This is a genomic window from Bacteroides acidifaciens, assembly GCF_903181435.1.
Classification (GTDB): domain Bacteria; phylum Bacteroidota; class Bacteroidia; order Bacteroidales; family Bacteroidaceae; genus Bacteroides.
This window is the reverse complement of the sequence record NZ_CAEUHO010000005.1, coordinates 249,865-270,899: the sequence shown is the minus strand read 5'-3', so window position 1 is coordinate 270,899 and position 21,035 is coordinate 249,865. Positions and strand designations below refer to the sequence as shown.

Annotated in this window: 19 protein-coding genes; 9 read left to right on the top strand and 10 right to left on the bottom strand. The window is 41.1% G+C overall.

Annotation, left to right across the window (positions count from 1 at the left end):
• Positions 1-33: 33 nt before the first annotated feature.
• From CLIN57ABFB40_RS18165 to CLIN57ABFB40_RS18155, 3 genes are all read right to left on the bottom strand, one after another.
• Positions 34-612, bottom strand: coding sequence for a porin family protein (locus tag CLIN57ABFB40_RS18165; protein ID WP_175631389.1), 579 nt, complete (start codon positions 610-612; stop codon positions 34-36).
• 488 nt (positions 613-1,100) lie between these two features.
• The gene (locus CLIN57ABFB40_RS18160) at positions 1,101-1,976 is read right to left on the bottom strand and encodes an NADAR family protein (RefSeq protein WP_175631388.1); all 876 of its coding nucleotides are present in this window, start codon (positions 1,974-1,976) and stop codon (positions 1,101-1,103) included.
• A gap of 322 nt (positions 1,977-2,298) precedes the next feature.
• Complete coding sequence (locus tag CLIN57ABFB40_RS18155; protein WP_175631387.1) at positions 2,299-3,732, bottom strand: aspartate ammonia-lyase; 1,434 nt, start codon at positions 3,730-3,732, stop codon at positions 2,299-2,301.
• Positions 3,733-3,913: 181 nt separating this feature from the next.
• On the opposite strand from CLIN57ABFB40_RS18155, the gene CLIN57ABFB40_RS18150 reads away from it, so the two are divergent.
• The 3 genes from CLIN57ABFB40_RS18150 to CLIN57ABFB40_RS18140 are packed head-to-tail and all read left to right on the top strand — an operon-like array spanning position 3,914 to position 7,518.
• Positions 3,914-5,224, top strand: a complete 1,311-nt coding sequence (locus CLIN57ABFB40_RS18150; protein WP_175631386.1) for an anaerobic C4-dicarboxylate transporter family protein — start codon at positions 3,914-3,916, stop codon at positions 5,222-5,224.
• 32 nt (positions 5,225-5,256) lie between these two features.
• Complete coding sequence (gene ansB, locus CLIN57ABFB40_RS18145) at positions 5,257-6,315, top strand: L-asparaginase 2 (RefSeq protein ID WP_175631385.1); 1,059 nt, start codon at positions 5,257-5,259, stop codon at positions 6,313-6,315.
• A 15-nt stretch (positions 6,316-6,330) separates the two neighbouring features.
• Positions 6,331-7,518: a porin gene (locus tag CLIN57ABFB40_RS18140; protein ID WP_175631384.1), complete on the top strand. Its 1,188-nt coding sequence runs from the start codon at positions 6,331-6,333 to the stop codon at positions 7,516-7,518.
• 85 nt (positions 7,519-7,603) lie between these two features.
• Here the strand turns inward: CLIN57ABFB40_RS18140 and CLIN57ABFB40_RS18135 are convergent, their stop codons facing one another.
• The 4 genes from CLIN57ABFB40_RS18135 to CLIN57ABFB40_RS18120 all read right to left on the bottom strand — a co-directional run bounded on the left by CLIN57ABFB40_RS18135 (position 7,604) and on the right by CLIN57ABFB40_RS18120 (position 9,987).
• The gene (locus CLIN57ABFB40_RS18135; protein ID WP_002558131.1) at positions 7,604-7,825 is read right to left on the bottom strand and encodes a DUF2795 domain-containing protein; all 222 of its coding nucleotides are present in this window, start codon (positions 7,823-7,825) and stop codon (positions 7,604-7,606) included.
• Between the two features lie 73 nt (positions 7,826-7,898).
• Entirely contained in the window at positions 7,899-8,462 is a 564-nt protein-coding gene (locus CLIN57ABFB40_RS18130) for a cob(I)yrinic acid a,c-diamide adenosyltransferase (protein ID WP_175631383.1), read from the bottom strand.
• Positions 8,463-8,509: 47 nt separating this feature from the next.
• Positions 8,510-9,133 carry a hypothetical protein gene (locus tag CLIN57ABFB40_RS18125; RefSeq protein WP_175631382.1) on the bottom strand — a complete coding sequence of 208 codons (624 nt, stop codon included), beginning with the start codon at positions 9,131-9,133 and terminating at the stop codon, positions 8,510-8,512.
• Between the two features lie 170 nt (positions 9,134-9,303).
• Positions 9,304-9,987: an energy transducer TonB gene (locus CLIN57ABFB40_RS18120; RefSeq protein ID WP_175631381.1), complete on the bottom strand. Its 684-nt coding sequence runs from the start codon at positions 9,985-9,987 to the stop codon at positions 9,304-9,306.
• Positions 9,988-10,853: 866 nt separating this feature from the next.
• Between CLIN57ABFB40_RS18120 and CLIN57ABFB40_RS18115 the strand changes: the two genes are divergently transcribed.
• Entirely contained in the window at positions 10,854-11,963 is a 1,110-nt protein-coding gene (locus CLIN57ABFB40_RS18115) for a BT4734/BF3469 family protein (protein ID WP_175631380.1), read from the top strand.
• 107 nt (positions 11,964-12,070) lie between these two features.
• On the opposite strand, the gene istB is transcribed toward CLIN57ABFB40_RS18115, so the two are convergent.
• Positions 12,071-12,844: an IS21-like element helper ATPase IstB gene (gene istB / locus CLIN57ABFB40_RS18110; RefSeq protein ID WP_065539093.1), complete on the bottom strand. Its 774-nt coding sequence runs from the start codon at positions 12,842-12,844 to the stop codon at positions 12,071-12,073.
• The gene (gene istA / locus CLIN57ABFB40_RS18105; protein WP_175628403.1) at positions 12,834-14,399 is read right to left on the bottom strand and encodes an IS21 family transposase; all 1,566 of its coding nucleotides are present in this window, start codon (positions 14,397-14,399) and stop codon (positions 12,834-12,836) included. Before istA ends, istB begins: the two co-directional genes overlap by 11 nt.
• Before the next feature lie 597 nt (positions 14,400-14,996).
• On the opposite strand from istA, the gene CLIN57ABFB40_RS18100 reads away from it, so the two are divergent.
• The gene (locus CLIN57ABFB40_RS18100; RefSeq protein WP_175631379.1) at positions 14,997-15,245 is read left to right on the top strand and encodes a hypothetical protein; all 249 of its coding nucleotides are present in this window, start codon (positions 14,997-14,999) and stop codon (positions 15,243-15,245) included.
• Between the two features lie 416 nt (positions 15,246-15,661).
• On the opposite strand, the gene CLIN57ABFB40_RS18095 is transcribed toward CLIN57ABFB40_RS18100, so the two are convergent.
• Positions 15,662-15,886 carry a hypothetical protein gene (locus tag CLIN57ABFB40_RS18095; protein WP_175631378.1) on the bottom strand — a complete coding sequence of 75 codons (225 nt, stop codon included), beginning with the start codon at positions 15,884-15,886 and terminating at the stop codon, positions 15,662-15,664.
• A 131-nt stretch (positions 15,887-16,017) separates the two neighbouring features.
• Between CLIN57ABFB40_RS18095 and CLIN57ABFB40_RS18090 the strand changes: the two genes are divergently transcribed.
• The 4 genes from CLIN57ABFB40_RS18090 (at position 16,018) to CLIN57ABFB40_RS18075 (ending at position 21,028) form a co-directional block, all read left to right on the top strand.
• Positions 16,018-16,644: a recombinase family protein gene (locus CLIN57ABFB40_RS18090; protein ID WP_175631377.1), complete on the top strand. Its 627-nt coding sequence runs from the start codon at positions 16,018-16,020 to the stop codon at positions 16,642-16,644.
• 362 nt (positions 16,645-17,006) lie between these two features.
• On the top strand, positions 17,007-18,590 hold the full coding sequence (locus CLIN57ABFB40_RS18085) for a recombinase family protein (RefSeq protein ID WP_175631376.1): 1,584 nt from the start codon (positions 17,007-17,009) through the stop codon (positions 18,588-18,590).
• A 165-nt stretch (positions 18,591-18,755) separates the two neighbouring features.
• On the top strand, positions 18,756-20,093 hold the full coding sequence (locus CLIN57ABFB40_RS18080; RefSeq protein ID WP_025017972.1) for a site-specific integrase: 1,338 nt from the start codon (positions 18,756-18,758) through the stop codon (positions 20,091-20,093).
• Positions 20,094-20,107: 14 nt separating this feature from the next.
• Positions 20,108-21,028: a DUF6043 family protein gene (locus CLIN57ABFB40_RS18075; protein ID WP_008772950.1), complete on the top strand. Its 921-nt coding sequence runs from the start codon at positions 20,108-20,110 to the stop codon at positions 21,026-21,028.
• Positions 21,029-21,035: the final 7 nt, after the last annotated feature.

Sequence of the window (21,035 nt, the reverse complement as noted above, 5' to 3'; positions counted from 1 at the left end):
CTCCAGTTCTACTATGTTAAAGTAAATGTTTCGTCAAAAGATATAGGCAACGGATACTTGCCAGGTCTTAGTTTTGTATGAACCGTCTGTTCCTTCAATCTTGGCAGTGTCACCCAATGGGATGTTATAATTGGCACCCACCTGCAAGTGATTGAGCAGTTTCACACCTGCACCAACGTTAATACCGACTTCGGCTTTCTTCTTGTCAATTCCTGACTTCTTCTCAAAATCGAAATAAAAATCAGGACCGGCAGCAATATAAAGTCCCAACAGACTTCCCAAACCGATGTTATACTTCAAGTTTACCGGAATATCAAGACCGTTTTGCTTAACAGTATATTCATCAGCTCCTTCCGGAGTTACTTTCACACCTCTTTGGGCAAAAAGCAGAGAAGCATCTACCCCCAATCCTACGATTGGAATATTAAACTCAGCCATCGGCCCGATAAAGAAACCGGTAAAGTTATCCTTCTTAAAGTTGCCGGGGATATCGGAAAGACTTGCTTTTGACAAGTTCAAACCTCCCTTTACACCAAAATGTATTTGAGCCTGAGCAGGCATTGCCATACCAATACATACAGCAATCATTAAAGCACCAAAAATCTTTTTCATAAATTTACGTGTTTATAATTCGGGACAAAGATATATAATTAGAATAAATAAACACAATTTATCGGTTTTTTGTTCGCTCAAAGTAGCTGTTGTTCATCCAATCCTGCCCCGTATCCTTATAATGAGCTGAAAGCATATGATTATGATAAAGAAGTTTTCTGACTACTCTCTCATATAAAAAAATGAAAATCCTCTTTCAACCTATCACCCTCCTCTCCAATTCTCTTATTCATAGCACTTTCAGAGCGGTGATAGGTTGTTTGCAACCTATCACCACATCTATCACCTATCACCGCCTTATTTAGAGTAAGTCTACGGTAAACGAAATCAGCAACTAAGGGCAATTTCTGTTTCATGTAGTGAAACCAAGTGTTTCATGCTTTGAAACTAAGTGTTTCAAGTGTTTGAAACTAAATGTTTCAAGCGTTAGAAACCAAAGTGTCTAGCCGTAGAAACGAACGAGCAAATAAAGTTGCAGATACTTTATTTTAATCAATTATGTCTTCCAATTGCTCCCAATCAATCAAGTGCCATGACTTTAATACCCGCCTCAACTCATTTCTCACTTCCATCAAAGCGAAACCTAACAGATTCTCTCCTTTCCATAATAATGGATTATGTACCTGAGGGTCAGTCTCCTGCATACCAATCCCCCATATAGTATCGTATGGACTGGCTTCTACCAGGACCTTATCGCCAGTACCCAGTAAAAAGTCAAGCTGGTCCTGGTTTTGGATAAACTTAGCATAATTTCCATTGAGAACGATTGAATATTTGTATTTATCCCATACACTCTGCTCGAATCCCTCTACTTTTCGACCCAATGCCTTTATCATTTGGGGGTCTATTTCATCTAATATCTGCTTTCTTGTATCCCCATCTTCAAAAAGACGTGCTTTTTCAGCCATCATATACTGCTCCATACAGCAATATTCATTAATATCTATCCGAAAAGACGTCTGCCACCATTGGCTCAAACACGATTTACTGATTTCCGCCTTCTTATGATATCCCCAAAAGAAGAGATAATCAAACTCTTTCCCATTCGTTACTTCCGCCCTGAGTTGCTCCAATGAAAACTCAGGAACTCCGTCCGGCTGCCAAAAGTCGATATCTCCCAAAGAATAAATATCTTTCTTATCAAACGCATATTCATAATATCCCTGCCATGAGTAAGGGGTGGGAAACATCTCCCTATATTTCGCCTGTTCTTCCTCGGACAAATCAGTAAACCAATCATTAAATAACCATCTGTAATCCTCGCCATATCCCATTCGCCACCCTATACTATACTGAGGTATTTCAGGATATGCCAGCCACAATGGCGGTAACGGATTGTCTATTGTAAAACGGTCTGTCTTCATATATTCATAGTTGTTGTATTAAACAGTTCTCCTATTTGCAGTTATTCAAATAGGACGATAATCTATATATCGGCATAAAAGTACTGCTTTTCTTCACAAAAAGTTACTATTATGAGAATAAATCTTCACGGACAATCAGTTCGAGTCAGTTCCATGAGATTCTTCCCGCCTTTGCCGAAACCAATGATTATAACATCAAATACATTCATATTCCTATCTTTTTATAAGAACAAAAGTAAGTATAATTAAAATCGCCGGAGCAGATATTTATCCACTCCAGCGATTTCCCTATTGATTCTATTTCCACTTACTATAACATCAATCAACTATTCGGATGAATGTCCAACTTCACGGGTTTTATCATATTCTCCGGTTTCAAGATAGTATCCAAATCTTCTTTGGAAAGGATATTATGTTCCAATACAAGTTCATAAACGCCCTTTCCTGTCTCTAACGCTTCTTTGGCAATCTTCGTAGAGTTCTTATATCCGATTACCGGATTCAAGGCTGTCACTACTCCGATGCTGTCGTGTACGTCCCGACGGCATTTTTCTTCATTTGCCGTGATGCCGTCCACACACAGGGTACGCAAGGTATCAAAACCATTCATGAACAAGTCGGCAGATTCGAAACAGCATTGCGCCATCACCGGTTCCATTGCATTCAGTTCCATTTGGGCGGCTTCGCCACTCATCGCTACACAGAGGTCATTTCCTATCACCTTATAGGCTATCTGGTTCATGACTTCGGGAATCACCGGATTTACTTTTCCCGGCATGATGGAAGACCCCGGCTGCATTGCCGGCAAGTTAATCTCTCCCAATCCGCAACGGGGACCGGATGCCAACAACCGTAAATCATTGCATATCTTATTCATCTTGACAGCCACACGTCTCATGGCTGCCGAATAGCCTACCATGCAGGAAGTATCCGAAGTGGCTCCCACCAGGTCATCCGCCAGTTTTATATCCAGTCCGGTGATTTTGCGCAAAGCGGCGATACACTTTTCGGCATATCCGGGCTCGGCGGTGATGCCGGTTCCGATGGCGGTCGCCCCCATATTGACTGTCAGAAAATCCTGTGCGGCAAAGTCGAGGTTCTTCACTTCGTGTTCCAGGATGCTTGCAAATCCGTTGAATGTCTGTCCAAGGGTCATCGGCACAGCGTCTTCCAACTGGGTACGTCCCATCTTAATCACATGCGCAAACTCTTTTCCTTTCCTGCGGAAAGATGCTATCAACTCGGTGAAATGTTTCACCAGTTTCAGGTGGGTATAATATAAGCCTATGTGAATAGCGGTAGGATAAGCATCATTGGTGGATTGCGAACGGTTTACGTGGTCGTTTGGAGAACAATACTGGTATTCGCCGCGCTGGTGTCCCAGCAGTTCCAACGCGCGGTTGGCAATCACTTCATTGGCGTTCATATTCGTCGTGGTTCCGGCTCCGCCCTGAATCATGTCGACAGGAAATTGTTCGTGATGTTTCCCTTCGAGAATTTCCTTACAAGCTTTCAAAATAGCGTCTGTCTGTTCTTCGGTCAGCAAATCCAGTTCACGGTTGGCGACGGCAGCCCCCATTTTCGTGATGGCCAACGCCTGAATAAATAAAGGATACTCATTCAAATGAAACTTGCTGATGCGAAAGTTGTCAATACCACGGAGTGTCTGTACTCCATACAATGCGCTTTCGGGCACGTCACGACTTCCTATCAGGTCGCTCTCTGTACGAGTCTTTTTCGATAAATTCTGTTCCATATCGGTTGTTTTATAACAATAACATTTTAGTCAGTACTTATATAACCAACCAGCGAGGTTATTGTTTCTATAAATATGCAAAAACCATTCAATAAGTTTTTTGTTGTTAATAGAAGAAAAAGAAAATACAAAGAACGAAAATTGTTATCTTTGTGTTTAAACTAAAAATAAGCAACAACCTATGATATTACAATTAGCATTTGTTCTGACTGCCATTATTATCGGCGCTCGCCTGGGCGGCATCGGTCTTGGTGTTATGGGAGGCATTGGATTGGCGATACTCACGTTCGTTTTTGGTTTACAACCCACCGCTCCGCCTATCGACGTCATGCTGATGATTGCCGCCGTCATCTCGGCAGCCGCTTGTATGCAGGCAGCCGGCGGACTCGACTACATGGTAAAGTTGGCAGAACATTTGCTACGAAAAAATCCGTCACACGTCACTCTGTTAAGCCCGCTGGTGACTTACCTGTTTACTTTCGTGGCAGGAACCGGACATGTGGCTTATTCCGTATTGCCCGTGATAGCGGAAGTTGCTACCGAAACAAAAATCCGCCCGGAGCGTCCGCTCGGCATTGCAGTCATCGCTTCTCAACAGGCCATTACGGCAAGTCCTATCTCTGCCGCCACCGTTGCTTTGCTCGGACTGCTGGCGGGATTTGATATTACCCTCTTTGATATTCTTAAAATTACAATTCCTGCTACGATTGTCGGTGTTTTGGTAGGCGCTTTATTCTCCATGAGAGTGGGAAAAGACCTCGTAAACGACCCCGAATATCAGAAACGGTTGAAAGAAGGTCTTTTCAACGACAAGAAAGTAGAGATTAAAGATGTCAAGAACAAACGTTCGGCAATGCTTTCTGTCATCATCTTCATATTGGCAACCGCTTTTATCGTACTCTTCGGCTCTTTCGAAGGCATGCGTCCGTCTTTCCTTATTGATGGCGAAATCGTTACATTGGGAATGTCGTCCATCATCGAAATTGTCATGTTATCGGCTGCGGCCATCATCTTATTAGTGACAAAGACAGACGGAATCAAGGCAACGCAGGGCTCCGTATTCCCTGCTGGGATGCAGGCGGTTATCGCTATCTTCGGTATTGCCTGGATGGGTGATACGTTCCTTCAAGGAAATATGGCACAACTTACCTTCTCTATCGAAGGCATTGTCCGCGAGATGCCGTGGCTTTTCGGGATTGCGCTGTTCGTGATGTCTATCCTGCTTTACAGCCAGGCAGCCACTGTGCGGGCACTCGTGCCACTGGGTATCGCGCTGGGTATCTCCCCGTATATGCTGATTGCCTTGTTCCCTGCCGTTAACGGATATTTCTTTATCCCGAACTACCCCACCGTGGTGGCCGCCATCAATTTCGACCGGACAGGGACAACAAAAATCGGCAAATATGTGTTGAATCATTCGTTCATGATGCCCGGACTGGTGTCCACAGCCGTCGCTATTGCGTTGGGACTGCTTTTCATACAAATATTCTAATAATATATTATTAACCTAAACTTCATCCAGTTATGAAACAATTCAAAAGATTTGGTCTGGTAGTAACCGCCCTGCTACTTACCGTCACAATGGCTTTTGCCGCAAAACCGAATATTCACATTCTTGCCACCGGTGGAACTATCGCCGGTACGGGAAGTTCTGCCACCGGAACCAGTTACACGGCAGGACAGGTTGCCATCGGCGCATTGCTCGATGCCGTTCCCGAGATTAAGGACATCGCCAACGTGACAGGCGAACAGATTGTAAGAATCGGCTCGCAGGACATGAACGATGAAGTCTGGCTGACACTTGCCAAAAAAATCAATGAGCTGTTGAAACGCCCGGATATTGACGGCATCGTCATCACTCACGGAACGGATACGATGGAAGAAACCGCTTATTTTCTGAACCTGACTGTCAAAAGCGACAAACCTGTAGTATTGGTAGGCGCCATGCGTCCTTCCACTGCGTTAAGCGCTGACGGACCGCTGAATCTTTACAATGCCGTCGTTACCGCCTCTGCCAAAGAGTCTAAAAACAAAGGCGTATTGGTAGCCATGAACGGACTTATCCTGGGAGCAGAAAGTACAGTAAAGATGAACACTGTCGACGTACAGACTTTCCAAGCTCCTAACTCCGGCGCACTGGGCTATGTGCTGAACGGAAAAGTATTCTACAATCAAGTGACGCTCAAAAAACATACAACTCAGTCTGTATTCGATGTAACGCATCTCACCTCACTGCCTAAAGTCGGTATCGTATATAGCTACTCCAACATCGAAGCGGATATGATGACTCCCCTGCTCAACAACGGATATAAAGGTATCATCCATGCAGGAGTCGGCAACGGAAATATCCACAAGAACATCTTCCCGTCATTGATAGACGCCCGTAGAAAAGGAATCCTCGTAGTCCGTTCTTCCCGCGTACCGACCGGTCCTACCACTCTCGATGCCGAAGTAGATGATGCCAAGTATCAATTCGTGGCTTCACTGGAACTGAATCCGCAAAAGTCCCGCGTATTGTTAATGCTCGCATTAACCAAAACGACAGACTGGAGACAAATTCAGCAATACTTTAACGAATACTAAAAACCGGACTGACTTATGAAAAAATTAATCCTTATGCTGCTCCTGACGGGCAGCATACAGGGAGTATATGCTCAAAAAACGGAAAAGAAAGACAAATTCTCGCCCAATACTCCCTTATTTGAAGAACTGACAGACGTAAAAAAGAAGACGGACAAATTCAATCTTTATCTGAATATGCAAGGCAGCTTCGACGCTCATTTCCGGGACGGATTTCAAGAGGACGACTTCAATATGCACCAACTCCGTATCGAAGCGAAAGGAAATATCAACAACTGGCTCTCTTACCGTTACCGCCAGCGCCTCAACCGTTCGAACGACGCAAACGGCATGATTGACAATCTCCCGACTTCCATCGACTACGCCGGTATCGGCATCAAGTTGAACGACCAGTTTAATCTTTTTGCCGGAAAACAATGTACGGCTTATGGTGGTTTCGAGTTCGACCTGAACCCGATTGATGTTTACCAATACTGTGACATGATTGATTATATGAGCAACTTTATGACCGGATTGAATGTCGGCTATAATGTCACTCCCGACCAGCAACTTAACCTGCAAGTACTGAACAGCCGCAACGGTTCTTTCGACAGCACTTACGGAATCATGGAAGATGCGGAAGGGAATGTTCCCGATTTGAAATCCGGCAAAATGCCACTGGTTTATACATTGAACTGGAACGGTAATTTCAACAATGTATTCAAGACCCGTTGGTCGGCTTCCGTCATGAACGAAGCCAAGAGCCATAATATGTATTATTATGCTCTGGGAAACGAATTGAACCTGGGGAAATGGAACGCTTTTGTGGATTTCATGTATTCGAAAGAGGATATCGACCGGAAAGGTATCATAACCAATATCGTCGGTCGTCCAGGCGGACATAATGCTTTTGATGCCGGTTATCTTTCCGTAGTGGCCAAATGCAATTATCGTTTTCTGCCGAAATGGAACGCCTTTGTGAAAGGTATGTATGAGACGGCTTCCGTCACCAAGGCTTCTGAAGGAGTCGAAAAAGGGAACTACCGCACTTCCTGGGGCTATCTGGCAGGTATCGAGTTCTATCCGATGGAAACTAACCTGCACTTCTTCGTCACCTACGTAGGACGTTCGTACGATTTCACTTCCCGCGCCAAGGTGTTGGGACAGGAGAATTACAGTACCAACCGTATTTCAGTAGGATTCATTTGGCAGATGCCCGTATTCTAAGATACAAACAATAAGACATATAAAAATACCCGGTAGCTTTTGTACAGCTACCGGGTATTTTCATATGTTCAGTTCTCAGTTAAAATTAATACTCTTCCTCGTTAAAGAAAAAATCTTCCTTACTAGGATAATCCGGCCAAATATCTTCTATACTCTCATAGATTTCGCCCTCATCTTCCATCTCTTGGAGATTCTCGATAACTTCAAGAGGAGCACCCGAACGCATGGCATAATCAATCAATTCGTCCTTGGTTGCCGGCCAGGGAGCATCTTCCAGTTTTGATGCTAGTTCCAATGTCCAATACATAATTTTGAGTATTTAAAGTGAATACTTAATTTGTCTTGCTTTCTAATTTTCGGCAAAAGTATAATAAAATCTATCATTTCCAACTATTATCCCAAAATATTTCGTTGTTTTGTTCATCAAAATTAATTTTTCGGGATAAAACAAACAAATAATCTGATAATCTGTTGACAAAAGCTAATACTTCAGGCGAAATTGTACAAGTTTCGGATAAAGCCAAAATACGTCTTTCCGCTCTCCGGCAAACAGTGCGGCAGATGTGGCAAACGGATGCCCCCCGACTTCCGCCCGGGATAATAAACGCGCAAAGTTCCGGTAGTTGCTCGTCCAGTTTATCTATCTCCTGTTCGATACTTTCCACATCTTCCGAGGAGATTATACTGGCAGGTTTCAGTTGCGTCTTCTCCTGGTCGGTGGCTAGATGCGAGCCGATAGCGAATAGCTTATGCTGAATACTCAGGATAAAATCACGGTCTGATTCATCCAGCAGATAAGTATACAACCATCCTAAATGGGAATTCAGTTCATCCACTGTTCCATAGGCTTCCAGACGGATATGCGTTTTCGGTACACGGCTACCGCCGACCAGGCTGGTAGTCCCTTTATCACCGGTTTTTGTATATACAAGGCTCTTTTTCATAATGTTCTTTTTTTAGTCATCTATATAAGATAAACGTACAAAGGTTCTCAGAAGTTGACGATATAATGCTGTTTTATTTTTGTTTTATCAAAAAAGAGCAGACCGAGATCATATAAGTCAAAGGTAATCCCTACCCGTTCGTCCTCTTGCAGCCGCTTCCAGAGTGCTTTCATTTCTTTCGAGTAACAGATTCCGTGTACGACAAATACACTTCGCAAGGTAGTCCGCCGCGCACAGATATCAAACACTTCTTCCAATAACTCAGGATTCCGGTAATCATTCAGATAGAGGAAATCGACCGGAACGTCCGTATCCAGAAACAATTCCGACAAGTCGGAAGCAAAAAGATATTCAGCAGAACGTTTAGCAGATTGAAGGTAAAGTGAAGCCACTGAAGGACGTCCTACTTCGACAATAGTGGCAGGTTGCACCTTATTCACCAGCCGGAACAAGAAACGATTTACCTTTTGTGAACCTCTACTATACCCACGTTCTCTTACCAACTTTTTCTGTTCCTTTTCCAAAGAATCATAAGCATAATAAGGCATCTTTTCATATATCACATCTGTTATCAGACTGAAAGCAAAAGGGGAATGTACACCATATCCGCAACGATAACGGAAACGGGAAAGCCAAATAAAAGGTCTTTTTATACAGAGCAGAAAATTCATAAAACCATCATTCGTTTTTTATTCGTAACGCAAAGATATGTTTTTTTATTTCACAGAAGCAAACCGGGAAAGAAATGTTATAAATACTCGGTAATTTATGAGAGAGGATTTCATTAGAAAAGGGTTGGTTCGCCAGGAACCAACCCTCATTACTCATCTATTTCAAGTTACTACTGTAGTCTGAATACCACAGGCACAGTATATTTCACTCGAACTTTCTTGCCATTCTGTACTCCGGGCTTCCATTTCGGCATAGAACTTATCACACGGATAGCTTCTTTGTCCAAATAGGCATCCACCCCTCGTACCACTGCCGGATTCGTAATCGTTCCGTCTTTGTCAACGACAAACTGAACAATCACTTTTCCTGCTGAACCCATTTCTTGAGAAATAGTCGGATACTTGATATTTGTACCCAAATACTTCATCAAAGCAGCCATGCCACCGGGGAAGTCCGGCATGATTTCTACATGTTCATGTATTACATCTTCTTCTACCTCTTCTGCTTCCACAACTGGTGGTATCCAAACAATGTTAGGAGTCGCGTCCATGTCCTCTCCTACCGTAGAAACATCATCCGCCACCTCTATATCGTTTTTTACTATTTCTAATATATCCACGACCTTAGTTTCGGGAGGTGGAGGCGGTTCCAGTTTCTCTTCCGGGAATGTGATTGGAACTAACTCTGTAACATAGATGGATTCATCATCTGGTGATAATGCCGCAATCCTGACATCATGTTGTGTCCATTCGAACGAAACGAACATGAAGGCAAGCGCAACAACCAAACCCATCAACAACCAAGAACCTCGTTGATTCTCAATTGCAGCCTTTTTTGATTTCTTGGCTTCCATAAAAAATGTGTTTAAGTAATTAATAATAGAAAATATATAGTATATATACTACTTTTCGTTTTTCTTCTTAAAGCATTACTTAAAGTGCTCTCTAGCTGCAATAAATATAGTATTTTTATGGATAGGCCGTTACATTCGCTCTTGTTTATTTCATTCTTTTTCCTTCTTTTCGATAAAATTTATGAAAAGATCATCACTCGCCTCATTATGGCAAATCATTTCATATTTTTCTTCCACTTGCCCCACATCACGAGCACAAAGCATCATCTTTGTAATAACCAATGAAAAACAGCCCAGACTACATACATGCAAGTTGGATACAATCTTTCATCTTTCACCGATTTGTATAAAACCGTCTGTTTATCGCACTTTCCAAACGTTAATAGTTCATTTCCAATCTTTCACCACATCATTCATCTATCACTACTTGCCACACTCAAAACTACCGCTACTTTCCGCCCAAAGTATTAATAGATAAGTTCCGTTCTATTAGATGTAAAGTTGCTTTCCATTAATTATAAACTTCCGTTCTATTAGAAGTAAACTTCCTTTCTATTAATTACAAACTTTAAATGCAAGTTCCGTTTTTATAAATGCAAGCTTTGATTATAAAAATAAAGCTTGCAATTTTATAATCAAAGCCTTCATTTATAGTTTTTAATTAGTCAAGAACAACTTTGCTATTAATCAAAAGCAACTTTACATTTAATAGAACGGAACTTATCTATTAATAGACTGCGGGGAAAGTAGTATGTTCCAGGACCCTAAGTCAAGAATACAGGACATTTATTTGCAGAGCCCGATAATAAAACATACCTTTACTCGCCTTTTTAAGCAAAAGGCATCAACAAAAAAACATATTTATTATGAAGCTTACCTTAACACGAGACAACGGGGATATCTCAACCATGCGAACGCTGGACATAAACTTGCAAATGGAAGCGATGAAACATGAGACAAAAGCCCAACCTGTCAGCAATCTACGAACAAGCATTCGTTACGCGTCACCATGCTACCGGCTGGAGGAAGCCAAGAAACTGACAAAAGTCATCCCCGCCGCAACCTTCCGCAAAACAGTCAACGGCATACAGATGACCGGATACAACGGAATCATACAAATAGAAGTGAATCACCTGGCAAACCATATGGAAGTGAACCGTGTAAAACAGGAAGCTACCGAACTTTCGCAAACATTCGCAGCCTTCATGGGTTCCGGAGGACATTCCGTAAAGATATGGATACGATTTACACGACCGGACGAGTCACTTCCCCAAAAACGGGAAGAAGCGGAAATCTTTCAGGCACATGCCTACAGGAAAGCAGTCAGCCTGTACCAACCCGTCCTTTCCTATCCCATCGAACTGAAAAATCCTACACTGGAACAGTTCTGCAGACAGACTTATGATCCGGAACTTTATTATAATCCTGAGTCTACCGTGTTTTATATGCGGCAGCCGTTGGAAATGCCTTCGGAAACAACCTACAAGGAAGTCGTACAGGCGGAATCATCTCCATTCAAACGGCTGATTCCGGGATACGACAGTTTCGACACATTGTCCACACTCTTCGAGGCAGCCTTGAACAATGCATACCAATCATTAAGCGAATTATCGCCGAGAATTCATGCACGTTCGGACGAAGACCTGAAACCTTTGTTGGTTCAGATGGCGAGAAATTGCTTTCAGGCGGGGATACCGGAAGAGGAAACCATCCGTTGGGCGACCGCTCATTTCTATACTAGAAAAAAAGAATTCCTTATCCGGCAAACAGTACAGAACGTATACACATGCGAAAAGGGCTTCGGAAAGAAATCTCCCTTGTCGGCAGAACAGGTACTGGAATTCCGAACGGAAGAGTTTATGCAACGAAGGTATGAATTCCGCTATAATACGATGACAACGGTCACGGAATTTCGCGAGCGAAATGCGTTTTGCTTTTATTTCCGCCCCTTAAGTGGAAAATTTAAAGTCGATTGACCCACTATTATACTCTAAATTGACCCATCAAAAAAATATTAGATTTAAATAAAGAAAAATGCATTTTAACCCGGGTCATTTTCAATTATAATAATCTACAATATATACTATTTCTTTTTAGCATTAATCTTTCTTACAGAATCCCCGGTAAGTTCAATCTTGTGTGCTGTATGTACAATTCTGTCCAGGATTGCGTCAGCTACTGTAGGATCACCAATTGCATCATACCAGCTTTCGACAGGAAGTTGTGATGTTATTATGATTGATTTTAATCCGTGTCTGTCTTCTATTATTTCCATAAGGATTGACCTTTCCCTGGCATCCAGTCCTATAAGAAACAGATCGTCAAGAATCAGCAGTTGACACTTTTCTATTTTTTTCATCTCAGATTCTATAGTGCCCTTGTTTTTGGCAATTTTAAGCTGTCCCATAAGCTTTGACGCATTTGAATACAAAGTCTTTATTCCATTCTTACATGCCTCATATCCTATGGCTGAAGCTATATAGCTTTTACCTGTACCGGAGCTTCCCGTGATGAAAACATTCTGTCCGTCTCTTATAAAATCAAGAGATGCAAGTCTCTCAAGCTGGTTACGGTCAAGGTTACGTTTTATGGTATAGTCTATTTTTTCCATATATGCCTTATATCTGAAGTTTGCAGACTTTATCAGTCTCTCAATGCTTACATTGCGTCTGTAATCATATTCGCTTTCAAGAAGCCATTTAAGAAACTCATCGTTTGTCATACCATCAGAGGATGTGGTCCTGCAGTCATTTCTATATGTTTCAAGCATGCCGTAAAAACGTAACTTGGAGAGTAGTTCCATTATTCTGTCCATATTTTTTCCGACAGTTCTGCTTGTTTTATTATTACTTGTCATTTTTATCCATGTTTTTAGAGTTAAAATAATCCTTGCCTCTGAGATTTCTGTGTTTGGGGGTAAGTTCGGGAGCCTGTCCCTCCATCTGTACATGATACTTCTCATCTTCCCTGTTTACCAGAATACTTTCAAGTTCGTTGTACCCGAACATACCGAATTCCATTGCCACCTGGCATGAAAGAACCACCCTGTCATGTCCGAAACGCTCCACAAGACTTAATATACCATCGGCTGAACGTACGGCCTGGACCGGATATTTCTTGGCAACGGCCACACGCTTTATGTACTCTTCCAATACCGGATCAATTTCACATGCCTTGCGGTATATATCATCCATTCTGATTCTGTATTCATGTAGCACTCCCGAAAGTTTGTGGGACGGTTTTTCTGAATAAGTGAAAGGTGTATCATCCCTGCGATGTGTCGTTATGTGTCTGAACTTATGATATATCTCCACTGTGTCCCCATCATACAGTAATTCTACAGTATCGCCGATATACTCTTTAGGAACACTGTAATAGTGATTGTTAAGCGATACATAACTGTTTCTCATGACAGTTGCCGTTTTCCGGCTTTTTGATATAAATTTTGTTGCCGGCAATGTATGCAGCCTGTCTTTCTCGACTTCGAGGAAACGTTCCCGACGGCTGTAGTTGCGATTGTACATCTTTCGGCTGTTCAACGCATCCGTATGCTTCATTATTTCTATGTTCAAGGCTTCAAGATCATTGAATTTCAATCCCGTCATCTTTGAATACACCTCCCTGTAGAGCAGTCTTACAGCATTCTCAACCAGAGCTTTGTCTTTAGGCTTTCGTACTCTTGCCGGGAAGACAACACATCCATAATGGTCTGCAAATGCAGCAAAGTCGTCATTGATTACAGGTTCAACACCTCCAGGCTTTGTTACGGCTGATTTCAGGTTGTCTGGAACTATGGCATTGGGGACACCTCCAAAATAATGGAAAGCATTTTCACATGCCTGGATAAGGTGTTCTTTCTTTTGTGATGGTACAGCCTCGTAATAAGTAATCTGGCTGCATGGAAGTATAGCGGCAAATACTTCTACGGGAACCTTATTGCCTGTTTTTTCGTATGAGAGATAAAGTTTGTCGCCGGCAAAATCCACATACATCTGATCACCGGCTATATGATCTATGCGTCCAACAGGAATCTTTACTTCCCTTTCTCGTCTGATATATAAACAAAAAGAACAGTAGCTGTAACCTTGTGGACGATTTTTAAGATATTCCTCATACAAAGACCTTCTTGTTGTCCCACGGACCTTAAGTCGTTTCATGTAATCAGGTATACGTTCTTGAAGATACTTATACTCTGCAGAGCCAGACGATTCTTTGTCAGTCTCCGTACCGAAAAGCTCATGCAGATGCTGCTCGTCCATTTTCAACAGACGCTCAAGTTCTATACCCATATCTTCGTATATACGGATATAACGTTTGACTGTATTACGTGAAACAAGGAGAGAAGAACTGATACCGCGGATACTCATTCCTGACTGATAACACCGCAGTATGTGCTTGATTCTTATTTTCATTCTTTAAAATTTTATTCAGTTAATAATACCGGGTTAAAATGCTTTGTAAAGTACGAAAACAAGACTGAAATATGGTAATTATACAGGGGCAATTTTTATTATAATCACAGCGGATCAGTTTCGGTTATAAAGGTGGGTCAGAAGACTTTTATAATAGTGGGTCAATCGACTTTAAATTTTCCATATTGCGCCACTTGTCTGAAATTTGCCGTTGCCGTCATATCTTCGCTGTTTTGATTTTTTTGTTTTTAATGCGGATTCAAGAGCTGAGGGAGTTGAGTTTCAAACTATCTTATCTGCCTCTCGTTTATCCGACATTTTTTTTAATGCGTCTTTCTGTCGCATCGGTCGTTTTCGTTTCGGGTGCTTGAAAAGGTAGGGATTAGGGAATGCAAGGTTTTTCGCGGAAATACTACCCGCAGGGCTGGAGATTTCCGCAGAAAACAGGAGGCTTGACCTTGCTTTCCCGTCCAATCCCGGAATTACCTTTGCGCCCAGAACGGAAATGACTGCCTGATGCGGCTCACTGAAAGGCGCGGAAATGGAGGTAAACGGAAGTGGAGGCAGATTAGACAGAAAATTTCAAAAGAGAAATCCGTGAAAAAAAGAAGTCCACAAAAGAAAAAGGGAAACAGCCGGAAGCGTGAAACCGGGCAAACCACCGTGTGGAAAGTATGGTTTTATATATCCGGCAGGACGTGTCCGGTCGGACATATAAAATCATTCTTTCAGGTTTGCCTGCCGTGCATGATGGCTTGTTCCATTTATGGATCGGGCGGTCAGACACGGCTTTCCGCTTCCGGCTCAAATGGACAGCGAAAAAGAAAAACCGTCAGAAATCCGTAAAAGCACCTCTCTGGCATAAGCGCAAAAGAAATGGGCCTTGCATCATCAGTCTAAACTTCTGTTTAGGCGTGAGGCAAAGCCCTTTTCTCCGCTTATGCGGTAGTCGGCATACGTTCGTCCAAAATTCTTTTGGGGGATGGTGTGCCGACGGACAAAACCGCTTTTACGGAAAAACTTATATGTGAGGATAAAAAATCAGGAGATTTATTTCTAAATCTCCCGTTTAATTTCTATTTTTGCATACGAAGAGTTCTTTGAAGGTTACGCAACGCGCAGAAGGATAATGCAGTAGATAACTAACTAATTCGTAACCTATTACTATCATGAGCAATTAACCTACGCTCATTTCCAATAAATTACACTCTTTTCGTAACTTCTGTGTGCAAAGATACTAAATTCCTATCAAACGATGATACTTAGCTAACAGATTTTTGTACTGTTACCAAAATCCCTTTTCGGATAATACATTTACTGTTTTGATACGGTTTATCACTTGTTACTCGGTAATTCCGTAATGTCCCTAATGCTACACCAAGTTGCTCTGAAGTGAATTTGGTATAAACGGCAGTTAAAGAGCCAAAGTAGAAATGAAGTCCAGATATTTCTACATGAATAACCGTCCTTTCTTGCTTATTTTTCATTTTATCTATTTTTTATCTGACAAAGAAATGATAAATATTTAATATTTACCATATTTCTAGCCTTATTTAACGCTATAAATGATTTATATTAAATATACATCACTATCTTTGCATCATAAACAAGTAACACCATGAAAAAAGTAGTAATCTTTGCACGAGTATCAAGTACCAACGGAACACAAGACTATGAACGTCAAATAAATGATTTGCAGACATTAGCCTCAGCAAACAATTGGACGGTTGAGGCTGTATTTGCGGAAAAAGTATCTGGAGCAAAAAAGAACACAGAACGCACAGAGTTAATGAATATGATAAACTATATCAACTCACATAATATAAATAAAGTATTAGTAACCGAACTATCCAGACTTGGACGTGATACCCTACAAGTACTACAAGCCATAGAAATATTAAATCAAAATAAAGTATCAGTATTCATCCAAAACTATAATATTGAAACGCTTACTCCAGAGGGAGAAATCAATCCTATGAGCCAGTTTCTTATCACTATACTTGCCGAAGTAGCACGTATGGAGCGCAAGACCATTCGAGAACGTGTAGCGAGCGGCTATCAGAATTTCCTCAATAATGGTGGTAAGGTAGGGCGAAAAATGGGATATACGAAAAGTGATGAGGCTATGAGGGAAGAGTATGGAGAAGAAATTAGACTCTTGAAAAGAGGGTATTCACTCCGAAATACCTCAAAACTGACGGGAACAAGTATCAACACCTTGCGAAAATTAACCAAATTAACATAATTTGCACATCAAAAGTGGTAATTGTATCTATAGGTCGTATATTTGCAATGTTGATACATCAATTCACTTTAAAAAATATCTTTTACTCCAAATAATGATACATGGGGCAAGAAGCACATTCATGCCTAGGCACTTCCTTGTCTTGTGAATTGATTGAATGTGTAAGAATAAGTTGCATCATACATTGCAACACAATAATACCAGTATCTAATGATACCATTGGAACAATGCGCAACGATACTCAATAAAGGTAAAGAGAAATACAATAATGAACAAGTAAAAATAGTGAGACAATATCTATACCTATTAGCAGAATTGCAGATAGAGAATGAAAAAATGGCATTAACTAAAAAACAAGAATTATGAATGCAAATGTGATAATATATTGTCGAGTAAGTTCGGATGAACAAACATTAGGAGCCAGCTTAGACGTACAAGAAGAACGCTTACGGAAGTTTTGTAACCAAATGGGATATAACATCATTGACAATATCCCATACAGAGAGGACGAGAGTGCTAAGACATTTGAGAAACGTCCTGTCATACAAGGAATAATGAATTATATACGTAAAAACAAAGGTAGAGTAAACAAGTTACTATTCTTACGCTGGGATAGATATTCACGAGACATTATCAGTGCCAGCGAGAACTTAAAAGAATTACTCAAATTGGGAGTTGAGCCAAATGCAATCGAAGCACCTTTAGACTTCAATTCTGACACCTGGCCCCTATTATTGGGAGTACACATAGGCTCGGCACAATGCGACAACATCAAGAGGTCAAAAGCCACAATGGACGGCATTCATGGAACATTGGCTAAAGGAAAATGTGCAAATAAAGCACCCAGAGGATATAAAAATGTACGCATTAGCAAACATGAAACCCATGTAGAAATAGATACCAATACAGCACCATCTATACAAGCCATGTTTAAAGAAGTGGCTAAAGGCATTGAAACACCTTGTTATATCCGTAGGAAATTTGCAAGAAAAGGATATAATGTACCTGAAAGTTCATTTCTTGAAATGTTGCGTAATAAATTCTACATTGGCAAAATACGTGTGCCAGCATACAAAGGAGAACCCGAATATTATGTAAACGGTGAACATGAAGCAATTATAGACGAAGAAACATTTTATAAAGTTCAAGAGATTTTGGACGGTAAAAGAAAGAAAACACCCAAACTATCCAAAGCCATAAATCCTGACTTATTTTTGCGGAAGTTTTTAATCTGCCCTGTATGTGGTTGTGCCTTAACTGGTGCTACAAGTTCGGGCAATGGCGGCAAATACACCTACTACTTTTGTTGTAACAATCAAAAACATATAAGAATGAGAGCAGAGAATGTAAACGAAGAGTTCGCTCGATACACAGCCCAATTGAAGCCCAACAAAACGGTATTGGACTTGTATAACGAAATTCTAAAGGATTTGCAAAACGAACGCAAAGGAGAAAGTAAAAAAGAAGTAACAGCACTGCAAAATGAACTTTCTATCGTCCAAAAACGCATCAACAGCATTGAAGATAAATATCTGGACGGAGATTTAACCAAAGAAGAATATAACAGAATGTTGGAAAGATACAACAAAGAAGCCTCAGCCATGCAACAACAGATTGAAATGCGTGAGAACCCTAACCGTAGTAATATCGAACCAAAACTAAACTACTCTATCAATCTGATAAACAATATAGATAGCTATATAAGAAATGCGTCTGTAGGGGTGAAAATTAAGCTGATAAGTTCGATGTTTCCCGAAAAAATCGAATTTGACGGAAAAACATATCGAACCAATTCTTATAACAAAGTGCTTGATTTAATATATCAGCAAACCAATGAGTTACGAGGGGTAGAAAAGAAAAGCGGAGAGAGTTTTTCAACTTTCTCCGCTTCAGTACCCGGACCCGCATTTGAAATATTAAATATCAACAAATGGGAACAACTCTAACTTAATAGCAATATAACCGCTATATCATTATATTTCAATGCTCTATAAATAGCAATAAACGAAATTAAATTTAATGAGATTGAAATTATTTCGGGATAAACGGGAACATTTTGGGAACAATTCGCTATCTTTGCAGTGTTCAATCCAGAAATAAAATCGAAGCCCATGAAAGTAACTGCATTCATACGGAAGACTGCCAAAAAGAACGACATAGATACGAAGGCTACCATCTATTTTCGTTTGCGTGATGGAAAGAAAGACATCAAGGCAGCAAGTGAACTTGTCATCAATCCCAATCATTGGAGTGTTGAACGACAAGGTTATAAAGACCGTGTAGCTTTGGTGTCGGAAAACGAAAAGATGGACTTGAACCATAAAGTGCAGGCATTAACCCGAATGATTGAGAAGGAATACAAGGAGGATGCCGGAAGTGAATGGCTCGGGGAAGTCATAGATAAATTTCATCATCCCGAAAAGTATAAAACAGAAGAAGAACTGGCAATAGAGAATCCGCCTACTTTTGCCGAACTTTTTGATGAGTTTTTGGAGAAGCATAGTCTTTCGGAAGTACGGAAGAAGAACTTTCGTGTAGTAAAAAGGGCACTCATGCGCTATGAATTATTTGTCAGAAAAACAAGACGTGGAATGAAGCACTTTTCCCTTGACATCCATACCATAACTAAAGAAACACTTGCCGATATGTGGGACTTTATGGAGAACGAATACGCTTATGCGGAAGAATACCCTGATATATACGAGACCATTCCCGAAAAGCGGACTCCTCAGCCGAGAGGCAAGAACACTCTTATAGATAGTTTCTCACGCATACGAACCTTTTTTATATGGTGCTATAATCAAGGAAAGACCACCAATCGTCCGTTTGACAAATTCCCCTTAGAAGAATGTCTTTATGGAACACCTATTTATATTACACTTCAAGAACGTGACAAATTGTTTGAGGCTGATTTGTCTGCTCGTCCACAACTTGCTATTCAACGAGACATCTTTGTGTTTCAGTCCGTTGTGGGTTGTCGTGTAGGCGACCTTTATAAGCTCACAAAGAAAAACATTGTGAATGGAGCATTAGAATACATACAAGAAAAGACGCGCAGTCATAATCCCAGGACAATAAGAGTGCCGCTGAATAGTGTTGCGAAAACCATACTTGAACGCTACAAAGATTATACAGGAACAACTCTCCTTCCCTTTATATCAGAGCAGAAATATAATCAAGCCATTAAAGAAGCGTTCCAGTTGGCAGGACTTGACAGGGTGGTCACAGTGCTTAACCCACTCACTCGCAATCCTGAGCAAAAGTACTTGTATGAAGTCGTAACCACGCATACTGCCCGAAAAACATTCATTGGCAATATGTATAAGAAAGTAAAAGACCCAGACCTCGTTTCTTCGGTATCGGGACACAAGGAAGGCAGCAAGGCATTCCGCCGATATAGGGAGATAGACGAGGAAATGAAACAAGAGCTTGTTCATCTGTTAGACTAATAAGGCGAAAGACTATGGCAAAGCAAGATTTCGAACAATTCAAACAGGATATTAAAGAATGGCTCAACAACCATCCGAAAGAATATGACAGATTCGTTGCCGAAGTGAACAACAAATCGGCAACAGGTTTACAAAAGATTTTCAAATTAGGATGGAAGCTCGCTCCTCAAATGATGCGTAAGTATCACGGTGAGTGTCATGGAGACCTTGCCAACGAATATCGTCTGCAAAGTTATTCGGCAGATGCCGATGCTGCAAGATTATTGGTTGAGGAGTTTCACAATCTGCAAAACGATTCAATAGTTCCTGCAATGTTGGCATGGCTTTATTACGGTAAGTGCTATGAAACTTTGGTCACCCAATTGGAAGCTGAAACACATAACCCTGCGAACAACTATTTTGAGAAGAGGATAGCCGCTTTAATGATTAAAGTAGTCATCAACAGTAGTATTCGTAATAAAATGCGGACAAGAGAAGATTGGCAGGATTTTCATCGGGAGAAACAGGCTATTGAGGATGATTGTGTGGTAGAAACAACTATTAAGGGGTTGTCCGTTAATGATAAACCAATAGAAGAAAAATCGCCAACAGGTGAGCAGGCATCACGCACATTGAAAGACTATCTTCATGGAAATCAAGAAATGATTTTGGAGAAGATAAAATTGAGAGTTTCAACGCAGCATACAGGCACTGATTTGGCACGATTATATTTTGCCCTCCAAGAGGAAGGCCTTCTGACAGGCTGTGATGTGACGACATTTCATAAACTGCTTGCCAATGAACTTCCTAATTGCGACTTGAAAACCGTGCGTAACCTTCAAATTTCTATCAAGAAGTTGAATGACAGTACGAGCAGAGGGAAAATAAAAGACAATGGTATTGAACGGTCGCTTATCAATGAGTGGAAGGCTTACCTCGCAGAAGTAAATAACTAAAAGTATG